The sequence below is a fragment of the Chryseobacterium limigenitum genome (genome assembly GCF_900114875.1).
Taxonomy (GTDB): domain Bacteria; phylum Bacteroidota; class Bacteroidia; order Flavobacteriales; family Weeksellaceae; genus Chryseobacterium; species Chryseobacterium limigenitum.
In genome coordinates this window covers 440,393-452,413 of sequence record NZ_FPKW01000001.1, presented here as the reverse complement: position 1 = coordinate 452,413, position 12,021 = coordinate 440,393, and the positions used below count along the sequence as shown (strand labels likewise).

Sequence of the window (12,021 nt, the reverse complement as noted above, 5' to 3'; positions counted from 1 at the left end):
TTTATAGTATAGTTTCTTTTTGTAGCTTAATAATTTGTTCTGCAAGTTCTAATCCGATTTTTTCCTGAGCATCAACCGTATTTCCACCTACATGTGGAGAAAGGGATAGTGCAGGATTCATTAATAATGGAAGCTCCGGAGTAGGTTCGTTTTCAAAGACGTCTAAAGCTGCTCCGGCCACTTTTCCTGATTCAATATAATCAATTAAAGTAACTTCATTAATAACGCCGCCTCTTGCAGTGTTGACAATATAAACACCGTCTTTCATTTTTTCAAACTGGGCGGTATCTATGATATATTCGTTTGTTTTTGGAGTGTTAATGCTAATGAAATCAACGTCTTTAAGGAATTCATCTGAATCATTAGTTGAAGTGATTTCAAAATTTATAGTTTGTCCGTCAAAAAAGTCTAGGGTAAGAACCTTTGTCTTAGGCTTTCTTGTTAAGACTTTAATTTTCATTCCTAAAGCAATTCCCATTTTCACAACTTCCTGACCTATACTGCCAAAACCTATAACACCTAAAGTTTTACCTGAAAGTTCATAAGCATTACTGAAAGATTTTTTCATGGCATTAAAATGCGTTTCACCTTCCAATGGCATCAGTCTGTTTGATTCGTGAAGGAATCTTGCCAGAGCAAAGAAGTGCCCAAAAACCAATTCAGCAACCGATTTTGACGATGCATTTGGAGTATTGATCACTTTTAAGCCTTTCATTTTAGCATAATCAACATCAATATTATCCATACCGATTCCGCCTCTTCCTATAATTTTCAGGGTTGGGCAGGCATCAATAATATCTTGCTTCACTTTCGTTGCACTTCTTACTAAAAGGACATCTACATTATTTTCATTAATGAAATTAATCACGTGATCCTGAGCAACTCGGTTGTCAAGTACTTCGATTCCTGCATCTTGCAATGCTTTTCGTCCTGCTTCGGAAATTCCGTCGTTGGCTAAAACTTTCATGGTTTATATTTTGATTGAAAGATTAAAAAACTATAATATTTAAAAATTCTAAATCGGTTGCCAAATTAAGAAAATTTAAAATAAGGGAATGACCTTTTAATCTTTCAATTTTTTAAGCTTAAATTATTTAATTGATTTCATTACGTCTACCAAAACCTGCACACTTTCGATTGGTAAAGCGTTGTATAAGCTGGCTCTGTAACCTCCTAAACTTCTGTGCCCGTTCAGTCCGCTGATTCCTGCAGCTTTCCAAGCGTTGTCGAATTCTTCTTTTTTGCTGTCATCGATCAACTTGAACGAAACATTCATCAAAGAACGGTCTTCTTTTACACAAAACGTCTCAAATAACGGATTACTATCAATTTCATCATACAAAAGTTTTGCTTTTGCTTTGTTTCTTGCTTCAGCAGCAGCAATTCCTCCGTTTTTTTCTAAGTACTGCAAAGTCAATAAAGATGCATATACAGGGAAAACAGGTGGCGTATTATACATTGATTCTTTTGAAATATGCTGAGAATAATCTAAAATCGACAGCATATTTTCTCTTCCTGTTTTTCCAAGGATCTCTTTTTTAATTACGATCAAAGTAACTCCTGCTGGTCCCATATTTTTCTGAGCTCCGGCATAGATTAAATCGAATTTAGAGAAATCTAACTGTCTTGAGAAAATATCAGAACTCATGTCACAAACCATCAAAGTATCCACTTCCGGGAAAGATTTCATTTGAGTTCCGTAAATCGTATTGTTTGAAGTACAGTGGAAATAATCGTACTCTGAACCTACCGTATAATCTTTAGGAATGAAAGAATAGTTTTCCTCTTTTGAAGAACCTACAACATCTACATTACCTAATTTTTTCGCTTCCTTGATCGCTCCTGCAGCCCAAGTTCCTGTATCTAAATAAGCAGCTTTTCCACCAACTTTCAACAAGTTGTAAGGAACCATTGCAAACTGCAGACTAGCACCACCGCCTAAATATAAAACCTCGTAATCATCCCCAAGGTTCATTAATCTTTTTACAATTGCACGTGCCTCGTCCATTACTGCAACGAAATCTTTACTTCTGTGAGAGATCTCAAGAAGAGAAAGACCAATACCGTTAAAATCTAAAATAGCTTCTGCTGATTTTTCGAATACCTCTTGCGGTAAAATACATGGTCCTGCGCTGAAGTTGTGCTTTTTGCTCATATTTTTATTTTTTTGGTTTTGGTAAGAACTTTCGGGCTTACCATTTCATTTTTAATATTTTACTTAGTTTTTTTGAAATATTTGGTTAAAAAAACCGTCTCATACTGGCTGAGACGGCGTTTTTTATTCACCGTGTAAAAATGCTTTTTTATTAAGCAGTGCTTCTTCAGATTCTACATGATCCTCATCAGGAACACAGCAATCTACAGGGCAAACCGCTGCACACTGTGGTTCTTCATGGAATCCTTTACATTCCGTACACTTATCTGTTACAATAAAATAAACATCATCATTTACAGGCTCTTGCGGTGCATCCGCATCCACTGTAAGTCCTGATGTTAATGTGACAGTACCTTTAAGCTCAGTACCTTCGGAAGCTTTCCAGTCTACTGCTCCTTCATATATTGCATTGTTGGGACACTCCGGTTCGCAGGCACCGCAATTAATGCATTCATCAGTTATTTTAATAGCCATCGCTAATTTTTTTTAAATTTGCACAAAATTACAAAATATTCCCCAATTTTACAGTAATTATGAATATCGAAAATCAAGTTTTAGGACTTATTAACCTAAGTGATTATATAAAAGTGTTTTTGGCAAAAGATACTGCTGAATATAACGAGAATGATTCTGATTTTGAATTATTATTAAGAAAGTCTGAAATGGAAAACCCGTGGTTTACCATTGATAATCAGAAATTTGCTTTAAAACAATGGTCGGATCTGCTGACAGAGGAAAATATAAAGGATTGGCTTAAAGATTATTCTATCTCTAAAATTACAAAAAGAGTAGGATTAATCCTTGCCGGGAATATTCCTTTGGTTGGTCTTCATGATGTGATTTCTGTGGTGTTGAGCAATCATATTCCGGTGATCAAATTATCTTCAAAAGATAGATATATGGTTCCGTTTTTGTTGAAAAAATGGAAAGAATTTTCTAGCGATAATGTTGAATATGAATTCGTTGAAAGGTTGGAAAACTTTGACGCAGTGATTGCAACAGGAAGTAATAATACGGCAAGATATTTAGAGTATTATTTTAAAAAACACTTGAATATTATCCGTAAAAACAGAACTTCGGTTGCTGTTTTAAAGGGCGATGAAACTGTTGAAGAATTACAGCTTTTAGCGAACGATATTTTCCAGTATTTTGGGTTGGGTTGCAGAAACGTAACGAGAATTTTAATTCCGCAGGATTTTGTAATTGACAGATTGTTTGAAAGTTTTGTAGGTTTTCAGGACATTATCAATCATAATAAATATGCGAATAATTATGAATATAACAGAGCGGTTTATCTTTTAAATCTTGATAAATTCTGGGATAATAATTTTGTAATGATGAAGGAAGATGATAAATTATTCAGTCCGCTTTCTGTGATTAATTTCAGCAGATATTCTTCTTTAGATGAAGTTAAAAGCTTTATTGCTGAAAATGAAGAAAATATTCAATGTATTGTTGCTAAAGATGAATTGGGTTTTGATTCTGTGTATTTCGGAGAGGCACAAAATCCTGGTTTGAGTACTTATGCGGATAATGTGGATACGATGAAATTTTTAGAATTAATTTAATTTTACGTATCTTCAATTGTAAATTTATATTCGAATTACGAAAATGAAAAAAATATTTTTAATACTTTCAATCTTGTCGGTACAGCTTTTTTTTTCGCAGGAAGTTGTTGATTTAAAGGTAGAAAACAACAGGAAGACAGAAACGCCTTTAGAGCTGAATAAAAAACAGATTGATCTTTATAACGGAAGATTTCTGCAATTTATCACTGCTTTGAAAACTTCTGACAGAAAGGGTATGGAGGCTTTACTTTCTGATAAGGCAAAGCAGGTAGTTACCGATAAAGTTTTTACAAAGCTGTCGGCGGATATCAATACCAGCAAAAAGCTTACGATCATTAAAACAGGTTACAAACCGGTGATAGACGGTAATAGTTATCCGATGATCCAATATAAATATGCTGATGATAAATCTACTGATCCAAAAGAAGTGATTACAGCGGTATTTGAAAATAATGGTAAGATTCTTGGAATTAAACCATTTAAAAAATAATTTATTTTTAATATATTTAAATAAAAAATATAAACTTTATGATGACAGATGTTTTAGTGGCGAATTCTACAGACGTAGAAAAGGCCAGTTTTTACAAGAAAACGTATTTACATGTTGCTCTGGCAATCCTCGGATTTATCGGAGTTGAAACTATTTTATTGAAAGTGGTTCCTGAGCAATTAATTGTTGCAATGTTTGCGCAAAGGTTTGCTTGGCTGTTGATTATCGGTGTATTTTGGCTGGCTTCAATCTTAGCAACAAAATGGTCGCTTTCACTAAGTAGATCAACGCAATATTTCGGGCTTGGATTTTATATTGTGCTTGAAGCGGTTATTTTCTTACCGTTAATTTATATTGCGATGGTGTATTCCGGAGCGCAGGTTATTTTTCAGGCAGCGACATTAACGGTTGCAATGTTTGCAGGAATCTCAGCAGTAGCTTTTACTTCTAAAAGAGACTTTTCTTTTTTAAGAAATATTATCGTTATTGGTGGATTTATTTCACTTGGATTGATCGTTGGCGGAATGCTTTTCGGTTTCAATCTTGGACTTTGGTTCTCTGTAGGAATGGTAATTTTGGCTTCTGCAACAATTTTATATCAAACAAGTAAGCTTAAAGATTCTTACGCAACCAATCAGTATGTTGGAGCTTCGTTACAGCTTTTTGCTTCTATTATGTTGTTGTTCTGGTATATCCTGAGTATTTTAATGAGCAGAAGAAGCTAATAGAAAAAAGAAATTTTATAAACCCAAAAAATCCTGATGTCTTTTCATCGGGATTTTATTTTTGGTGTTTTAAACAGAAATAACACTAATTTTTATAAAATTATTTGTGAATATTCGTGAAAAATATTTGTGGTATTAGTGTTTAAAAATTATTTATCAATTGATCCTAAAACTTTCTGAGCAAAAGAATTTAAAGCATCTTTTTCGCTCATTCCGTTTTGTACGTTGGCATGAACTTCCAATGCTCCGCAGATGTTTGTTATGAGCTCACCTGCAACGTTTAAGTCCTCTTCACTTGTTCCTCTGAATTCGCTGAAACTTTCTAAAACTTCTAATGTTTTTTCAAGATTTTCAGGAGTTTGATTTTGATAAAATTGTCTTATTATAGGTAACTTCATTATGCTAATTCATTAAAAAGGTTAATTAAACTTTCAGCCTGATTAGATTGAACCTGATTTACCAATTCACCATTTTTGAAGATCGCAAAAGTAGGTAAATTATCAACTTTAGCTAATTTTCTGCTTTCCGGTAATTTTTCTGCATCTACATAAAGGAAAGGAATGCTATCATTTTCAGAAGCTAATTTTTTGAATTTTGGCTTCATAATTCTGCAGTTTCCGCACCATGTTGCTCCGTATTGAACGACTACTTTTTCATTGTCTGCTACGATGTTTTGTAGCGTATCTTCGGTTAATTCTGTGTACATTGTTGATTTTTTAAATTGAAAAATTAACAATGTAACAATCTAATAATTTACCAATTTAACAATTGAAAAACGAGTCTTAAAATTGTTATACTGCTAGATTGCTACATTGTTACATTAGAATTTTAGTTTTTTGCTAAATATTCAGCAGTTGAATTTCTGTCAGCCTTCATTGCATCTTTTCCTTCTTCCCAGTTTGCAGGACAAACTTCACCGTGCTTCTGAACATGCGTGTAAGCATCGATCAATCTTAAATATTCTTTTACGTTTCTTCCTAAAGGCATATCGTTTACAGACTCATGGAATACTTTTCCGGTTTCGTCGATCAGGTAAGTTGCTCTGTAAGTTACGTTAGAACCTGTGAAAACTTCTTCTCCCTCATCATTATATTCGAAATCCTGATCTACAATTCCCAGCATATTAGCCAATTGTCTGTGAGTATCAGCTAAAAGCGGGTAAGTTACGCCTTCGATACCACCGTTATCTTTTGAAACGTTCAACCATGCAAAATGTACTTCGTTTGTGTCGCAAGAAGCACCAATTACTTTAGTGTTTCTTTTTTCAAATTCACCTAAAGCCTCCTGAAAAGCATGAAGCTCTGTCGGACATACGAAAGTGAAATCTTTTGGATACCAGAACAAAATTACTTTCTGTTGGTTTTTAGTTGTTTCTTCAAAGATGTTGATTCTAAGATCGTCACCCATTTCAGACATTGCATCAATTGCTACATTCGGGAATTTTTTTCCTACTAAAGACATAATTTTCTCGTTTTTATAATTAAATTTTCTGTGGCAAAGATAAGAGTATTTCATCTATCGAACAAGTTGGTGTTGATAAATAAAATCTATAATTGTTTTTGATTTGACACAAAGAAAAAAGACCCTGTTTCCAGAGTCTTTCATTTATTTTAATAACCGAATATTTCGGTTAAATTAAGTTTTTTTACTTCGCCTAATTTTTTCATATCGGCTTCATTTACTTTGTCTTGAGAGGCAACCAGACAGTAAGTGAAGTTTTTGCCTTTCATTTCCTTATCATGGAAATTGTTGATGTCTGTGAAAGTCAATTTTGGAGCCTGCTCGTAAACATTCTTTCTCATATCAAAGTTATTTCCAAGCTTTTGCGCTCTTAAATAAGAGAATATGATTCCGTCCTGAGTTATTCTTTCGGAAGCAATAGATTTTTTCAATCCATTTTTGGCTGTTTCAAACAACTGATCAGATTTTGGAAGTGCTGTCAGAAGCTCATTCATTGCTAGAGTAGAATCATTGAATTTGTCTGCCTGTGTTCCTACATAAGCCATAACAATATCTTTGTCCTCTTTTTTGCTCGGAAGTGAGAAATAAGAATACGTAGAATAGGCTAGTGCTTTAGATTCTCTGATCGTCTGGAAAACAATAGATCCCATGCCGCCTCCAAAATAGTTGTTAAATAAACTTACAGTTGGCGTAATAGAAGCGTTGTACTGGTCAGAATTTCTCACCCAGAAGATCTCGGCCTGAACCATATCATAATGAGCGAATAATACTTTGTTCTGATCTGTTGAAACCTGCGTGAAAGTTTTAGACTTCGGTAATTCTTTTAAAGTAGCAGGAAGTTTATGAACAGGAGTTAAAGAAGCAACAACTTCGTTTCCTGTTTTTGGACCATAATACAACACTTTATGCTTGAAATTGAATAAATCATGAAGAACATTAATTAAATCTTCCGCTTTTAAAGCATCTAATTCAGCATCACTTAAAACATTGTTGAAAGGATTCTGAGCGCCATACTGTGCGTAACTTCTCAAACCAGCCATAATAGCAGATTTGTTCTGTTTAGCGTTGTCTCTGGATTTTTTCAGTCTTATTTTATAAGCATCCAAAGCTTTTTGATCTGCCTGAGAGTTTTTAATTAAATCTTCAAATAAAGTGATTGTTTTATCGAAGTTTTCATTTAAACCTTCCAAAGTAACATAAGTTTCTTCATTTCCTGCGCTTACATTAAAGCTTGAAGCCAATTTGTAAAATTCTTTACTGATAGCTTCTGAAGATTTGTCTTTTGTTCCTAAATACTGTAAATATTCCGCTGCCAATGGAAGAATTTTATTATTCCATTTTCCTGAATCAAAATGATAATATAATCTGAATAGAGCATTGTCTGTATTTTTTACAGAAAGTACATCTACGTTTCCTAGTTTATTTTTAGCAATGTCTTTATCAAAATTCAACCAGATCGGAGAAATCGCATTTTCAGGCATTTCGTCAACCATTTTCAGGAAAGGAGATTGATCTTCTCTGTTTACAGAAATAGGAGTAATGGTAGGTTTATCTACTTTTACAATGTTTTTGTCTTCGCCTTTTCTCTTATAAACGGCAACGTAATTGTTGTCCTGAAGATACTTTGAAGCAAAATCCATGATGTCTTTTTTCGTAAGTTTAGAAATTTCTTCGATATATTCTAAAGCTACTTTATGGTCTACTTCAGAAGTAAATTCATCCATTAAGATATCCGCTCTTGAAGAATATTTTTCATCTTTCTGGATCAGATTTTTCTTTTCATTGGCAACGATAGACTGAATAAGATCATCTGAAAATTCACCTTTTCTTAATTTATCAATTTCCTGAAGCAATAAAGTTTTAACTTCATCCAGCGATTGTCCTTCCGTAGGATTTCCTTGCAATAAAAGAACTGAATAGTCTTTCAAAACATAAGGAAAAGCATAAGCGCCCAATAATTTTTGTTTTTTCACCAAATCAAGATCGATTAATCCGGCTTGTCCGTTCGTTAGCATACTTCCCACAAGATTCAATAATCTTGCATCTTTTGTAGTAGCACCCGGGAATCTGAAGCCAATTGTAATGTTTTCAGGATTCGGACCGAAAACCTCTCTTGCAATAGGAGTGGTGATTGGTTTTTCCTGTGCAACTTTATATTCAGGAATCGGCTTCGACTTCATATAAGAAAAAGCTTTGTCGATCTTTGCAATCATTTCATCAGGATTAAAATCTCCCGACATGATGATTCCCATATTATTAGGGACGTAATAGTTGTTGAAATATTCTCTAATCGCTGTTAGAGAAGGGTTTTTCAAATGCTCAACAGTTCCTATAGTCGTCTGTTTTCCATAATTGTTATTAGGGAAAATAGCAGAAAACATGGCTTCGTATACTTTTCTTGGATCATTATCTAATCCTCTGTTTTTTTCTTCATAAACAGCTTCCAGTTCAGTGTGAAAAAGCCTTAAAACAGGCTGTCTGAATCTTTCTGCCTGAACCGCTAAAAATTTATCAGCAACATTCGCAGGAATATCTTCTGTATAAACTGTCTGTTCGAAAGAAGTGAAGGCGTTTGTTCCGTCTGCACCCATACCTGCCATCATTTTGTCGTATTCGTTGGCAATGGCAAATTTTGATGCTTCTCCTGAAACCTTATCGATTTCTTTGTAGATTTCTTTTCTTTTAGCCTCGTCTTTAGTTTGATTATACTTTTCGTAAAGAGCATCAATCTTGTCTAGAAGAGGTTTTTCTTTTGCCCAGTCTTTAGAACCGAATTTATCTGTTCCTTTAAAAAGCATGTGCTCCAGATAATGCGCAAGACCTGTATGATCTGCAGGATCTGTTTTGCTTCCTGCTTTTGTGGCAATATAAGTCTGGATTCTAGGATCTTTATTTGTCGGACTTAAAATTACGGTTAACCCATTTTGTAGCTTGTAATATCTCGCTGAAGTAGGGTCGTTCGTTACGTATTTGTAAGAATATCCATTAGATTTTGCTTCTTTCCACTGGAAATCCTGTCCGAAAGCATATCCGGAGAAACTTGCTGCAGCAATGCTTGTGGCAATGGTAATTTTTTTGAAAAAGTTCATTTTTTTAATGTTGGTTATGTTTTTTTTAGTATGATTTGATTAATTGAATTTGCTTAACAATTCTTTAATTCTTCTCATCGCTTCTCTTAAATCATCTTCTGATGCAGCATAAGAAAATCGGATACATTCCGGACTTCCGAAAGAAACTCCTCCAACACATCCAACATGAGCTTTTTCTAAAATAAACATCGCAAAATCATCAGCATCTTTAATTTCTGTTCCGTCTAAAGTTTTACCGATATAATGAGAAATATCCGGGAAGAAATAGAATGCAGCTTTAGGTAAAAGAACCTTAAAGCCTGGAATTTCTTTCATTAAATCATACACAAGATCTCTTCTTATTTTGAAAGCATCGATCATGTATTTGTATTCAGAAGGATCAGTCTGTAAAGCAACAATTGAAGCTCTTTGAGCAACCGTATTGGCACCGCTCGTCATTTGCCCCTGAATTTTTTCGCACGCTTTTGCCAGCCATTCCGGGCATGCAGAATAACCTATTCTCCAGCCTGTCATTGCAAAAGCTTTTGACATTCCGTTGATTACGGCAGTTTGTTCGTACACCTCAGGAAACTGAGCGATAGAAGTTGTCTTTGTTTCGTAATTGATATATTCGTAGATCTCGTCAGAAATTACCGTGATTTGAGGATATTTAGCAATAACTTTAGCCAAAGATTTCAACTCATCATACGTGTAATATCCACCTGATGGATTACAAGGCGAACTGAATAAAACAGCCTTAGTTTTCTCTGTAATTGCTTCTTCTAACTGCTCTGCGGTTACCTTAAAATCATTAACATATGAAGTGGCGATCATGACAGAATTTCCGCCCATCATTTTTACCATTTCATCATAACTTACCCAATAAGGAGCAGGAAGTAAAACTTCATCACCATCATTGATAATCGCTGCTAAAACATTGATAATCGCCTGTTTTGCACCATTGGAAACACAGATTTGTGTTGGCTTGTAGTTTAAATTATTATCTCTTTTTAATTTATTAGAAATTGCTTCACGAAGTTCTAAAAATCCCGGAACGGGAGAGTAGTGACTGTAGTTTTGATTAATTGCATCAAAAGCAGCTTGTTTTATATTGTCCGGAACATCGAAATCGGGTTCTCCCAATGTTAAACTGATGACGTCTATTCCGTTAGCTTTCATTTCTCTTGCCTTATTTGACATTACAAAAGTTTGAGAAAAGCCTAGTCTTGTTACTCTATCTGAAAGTTTGCTCATGTAGTATTTTTGTATTGTAACAAATATATAATAAAAACGTTTTGTCGGGAAATAAAAGTATTTCTATTTTAATGATTTTTATCTAATTTGTAGGCTATAGATATTCGGCATAGGCATTTTTATGATTTTGATGAATTTCAAAATTTGATTAAAGCCAATAAAAACATATTTTTGCAATATAATAATTCACATGTCTATATCGTTACTATTAAAATATTTTCCGGATCTTACAGAAATTCAGATTGATCAGTTTACAAAATTGGAAGCACTTTACAATGAGTGGAACGAAAAAATCAATGTAATTTCACGAAAAGATATGGAATCTCTTTATGAAAAGCATATTTTACACTCTTTGGGAATTGTAAAAGTGATGGAGTTTGCTCCCGGAACCAAAGTTTTGGATATCGGAACAGGAGGCGGTTTTCCCGGAATTCCTTTGGCGATTATGTTTCCTGAAGTACAATTTACTTTAGTGGATTCTATCGGAAAGAAAATAAGTGTAGTAAATGCTGTTGCAGAAGGAGTTGGCTTGAAAAACGTAACCGCAATTCACGGAAGAGCGGAAAAAGTAAAAGAAAAATTCCATTTTGTAGTAAGCCGAGCGGTTACTCAAATGCCCGAATTTTTGAGATGGCTGAAAGGCAAATTTGAAAAAGAACAATTCAATCCAAAACACAATGGAATCTTATATTTAAAAGGCGGCGACCTTGCAGAAGAGCTTGCCGGACTTAGATGTGAGATCTCCAACCTAAAAAACTATTTTGATGAAGAATTTTTTGATACCAAAAGAGTAGTTTATGTATCAAAAGGTAATTTTAATTCTTAATTTATTATAATTAGGGAATAATTTTTGCTATTTATTTAATAATAATCAAAAATTGTGAGATGTTATGAAAAAGCTTTTAAATATTGGGTTTTCGGCAATAGTTTTAGGGTTATTCTTTACTTCGTGTAATGACGATGACGATTATCAAACCATTGAATCTGTCAGTAAAATAAAGATCGACAGTGTGAAGGTTCTTAATGATACGATGGATGTTTTCACGGTGCAAAGTATTAAGACGTATTCCACCTATTCATCTCATTGTGAAGGGTTTTATGGGTATGATTATATTTATAACAGCAATTTAACAAGAACAATTACAGCTTACAAATATATTAGCAACGGGCCTTGTGCGCAAGGAAACCATGTAGGGGCAAGCCAGATCAATTTCAGTCCGCAGCAGGTCGGAACATACACGTTTAAATTCTGGAATGGAGGCAGTAACTGGATCACCAAAACAATTGTAGTAGAGTAATA

At 34.2% G+C, this 12,021-nt stretch carries 13 protein-coding genes; 5 read left to right on the top strand and 8 right to left on the bottom strand.

Features of this window, described 5'->3' with window-relative positions; genetic code table 11:
- Position 1: 1 nt before the first annotated feature.
- From BT156_RS02165 to BT156_RS02155, 3 genes are all read right to left on the bottom strand, one after another.
- A complete protein-coding gene (locus tag BT156_RS02165; RefSeq protein WP_072406739.1) occupies positions 2-967 on the bottom strand; it encodes a D-2-hydroxyacid dehydrogenase in 966 nt (321 codons plus the stop codon).
- 123 nt (positions 968-1,090) lie between these two features.
- Entirely contained in the window at positions 1,091-2,155 is a 1,065-nt protein-coding gene (gene serC / locus BT156_RS02160; protein WP_072406737.1) for a 3-phosphoserine/phosphohydroxythreonine transaminase, read from the bottom strand.
- Between the two features lie 123 nt (positions 2,156-2,278).
- On the bottom strand, positions 2,279-2,629 hold the full coding sequence (locus BT156_RS02155) for a 4Fe-4S binding protein (protein WP_066758854.1): 351 nt from the start codon (positions 2,627-2,629) through the stop codon (positions 2,279-2,281).
- Positions 2,630-2,688: 59 nt separating this feature from the next.
- Between BT156_RS02155 and BT156_RS02150 the strand changes: the two genes are divergently transcribed.
- Genes BT156_RS02150 through BT156_RS02140 form a run of 3 tightly spaced genes read left to right on the top strand, consistent with a single transcriptional unit; the run spans position 2,689 to position 4,938 of the window.
- Positions 2,689-3,723, top strand: coding sequence for an acyl-CoA reductase (locus BT156_RS02150; protein WP_072406735.1), 1,035 nt, complete (start codon positions 2,689-2,691; stop codon positions 3,721-3,723).
- Between the two features lie 43 nt (positions 3,724-3,766).
- Entirely contained in the window at positions 3,767-4,213 is a 447-nt protein-coding gene (locus BT156_RS02145; protein WP_072406733.1) for a peptidylprolyl isomerase, read from the top strand.
- A 38-nt stretch (positions 4,214-4,251) separates the two neighbouring features.
- Positions 4,252-4,938, top strand: a complete 687-nt coding sequence (locus BT156_RS02140; RefSeq protein WP_072406732.1) for a Bax inhibitor-1/YccA family protein — start codon at positions 4,252-4,254, stop codon at positions 4,936-4,938.
- 149 nt (positions 4,939-5,087) lie between these two features.
- On the opposite strand, the gene BT156_RS02135 is transcribed toward BT156_RS02140, so the two are convergent.
- From BT156_RS02135 to BT156_RS02115, 5 genes are all read right to left on the bottom strand, one after another.
- Entirely contained in the window at positions 5,088-5,336 is a 249-nt protein-coding gene (locus BT156_RS02135) for a DUF6952 family protein (RefSeq protein ID WP_059136935.1), read from the bottom strand.
- Positions 5,336-5,644: a thioredoxin family protein gene (locus BT156_RS02130; RefSeq protein WP_054508727.1), complete on the bottom strand. Its 309-nt coding sequence runs from the start codon at positions 5,642-5,644 to the stop codon at positions 5,336-5,338. The genes BT156_RS02135 and BT156_RS02130 overlap by 1 nt, the downstream gene beginning before the upstream one ends.
- Before the next feature lie 122 nt (positions 5,645-5,766).
- Complete coding sequence (locus BT156_RS02125) at positions 5,767-6,399, bottom strand: peroxiredoxin (protein WP_066758845.1); 633 nt, start codon at positions 6,397-6,399, stop codon at positions 5,767-5,769.
- Positions 6,400-6,548: 149 nt separating this feature from the next.
- The gene (locus BT156_RS02120; RefSeq protein WP_072406730.1) at positions 6,549-9,488 is read right to left on the bottom strand and encodes a M16 family metallopeptidase; all 2,940 of its coding nucleotides are present in this window, start codon (positions 9,486-9,488) and stop codon (positions 6,549-6,551) included.
- Between the two features lie 39 nt (positions 9,489-9,527).
- Positions 9,528-10,721 (bottom strand): pyridoxal phosphate-dependent aminotransferase, encoded by a 1,194-nt coding sequence (locus BT156_RS02115; protein ID WP_072406728.1) that lies wholly within the window; start codon positions 10,719-10,721, stop codon positions 9,528-9,530.
- 190 nt (positions 10,722-10,911) lie between these two features.
- Between BT156_RS02115 and rsmG the strand changes: the two genes are divergently transcribed.
- Positions 10,912-11,547, top strand: a complete 636-nt coding sequence (rsmG, locus tag BT156_RS02110; protein ID WP_072406726.1) for a 16S rRNA (guanine(527)-N(7))-methyltransferase RsmG — start codon at positions 10,912-10,914, stop codon at positions 11,545-11,547.
- A 64-nt stretch (positions 11,548-11,611) separates the two neighbouring features.
- The gene (locus BT156_RS02105; protein ID WP_072406724.1) at positions 11,612-12,019 is read left to right on the top strand and encodes a hypothetical protein; all 408 of its coding nucleotides are present in this window, start codon (positions 11,612-11,614) and stop codon (positions 12,017-12,019) included.
- The last annotated feature ends 2 nt before the right edge of the window (positions 12,020-12,021 follow it).

Excerpts from the sequence above, each read along its gene's own strand:
- BT156_RS02165 (WP_072406739.1), bottom strand. The coding sequence starts at position 967 with ATGAAAGTTTTAGCCAACGACGGAATTTCCGAAGCAGGACGAAAAGCA.
- BT156_RS02145 (WP_072406733.1), top strand. The coding sequence starts at position 3,767 with ATGAAAAAAATATTTTTAATACTTTCAATCTTGTCGGTACAGCTTTTT.
- BT156_RS02130 (WP_054508727.1), bottom strand. The coding sequence starts at position 5,644 with ATGTACACAGAATTAACCGAAGATACGCTACAAAACATCGTAGCAGAC.
- BT156_RS02135 (WP_059136935.1), bottom strand. The coding sequence starts at position 5,336 with ATGAAGTTACCTATAATAAGACAATTTTATCAAAATCAAACTCCTGAA.
- BT156_RS02140 (WP_072406732.1), top strand. The coding sequence starts at position 4,252 with ATGATGACAGATGTTTTAGTGGCGAATTCTACAGACGTAGAAAAGGCC.
- serC (WP_072406737.1), bottom strand. The coding sequence starts at position 2,155 with ATGAGCAAAAAGCACAACTTCAGCGCAGGACCATGTATTTTACCGCAA.
- BT156_RS02125 (WP_066758845.1), bottom strand. The coding sequence starts at position 6,399 with ATGTCTTTAGTAGGAAAAAAATTCCCGAATGTAGCAATTGATGCAATG.
- BT156_RS02155 (WP_066758854.1), bottom strand. The coding sequence starts at position 2,629 with ATGGCTATTAAAATAACTGATGAATGCATTAATTGCGGTGCCTGCGAA.
- BT156_RS02150 (WP_072406735.1), top strand. The coding sequence starts at position 2,689 with ATGAATATCGAAAATCAAGTTTTAGGACTTATTAACCTAAGTGATTAT.
- BT156_RS02120 (WP_072406730.1), bottom strand. The coding sequence starts at position 9,488 with ATGAACTTTTTCAAAAAAATTACCATTGCCACAAGCATTGCTGCAGCA.
- rsmG (WP_072406726.1), top strand. The coding sequence starts at position 10,912 with ATGTCTATATCGTTACTATTAAAATATTTTCCGGATCTTACAGAAATT.
- BT156_RS02105 (WP_072406724.1), top strand. The coding sequence starts at position 11,612 with ATGAAAAAGCTTTTAAATATTGGGTTTTCGGCAATAGTTTTAGGGTTA.
- BT156_RS02115 (WP_072406728.1), bottom strand. The coding sequence starts at position 10,721 with ATGAGCAAACTTTCAGATAGAGTAACAAGACTAGGCTTTTCTCAAACT.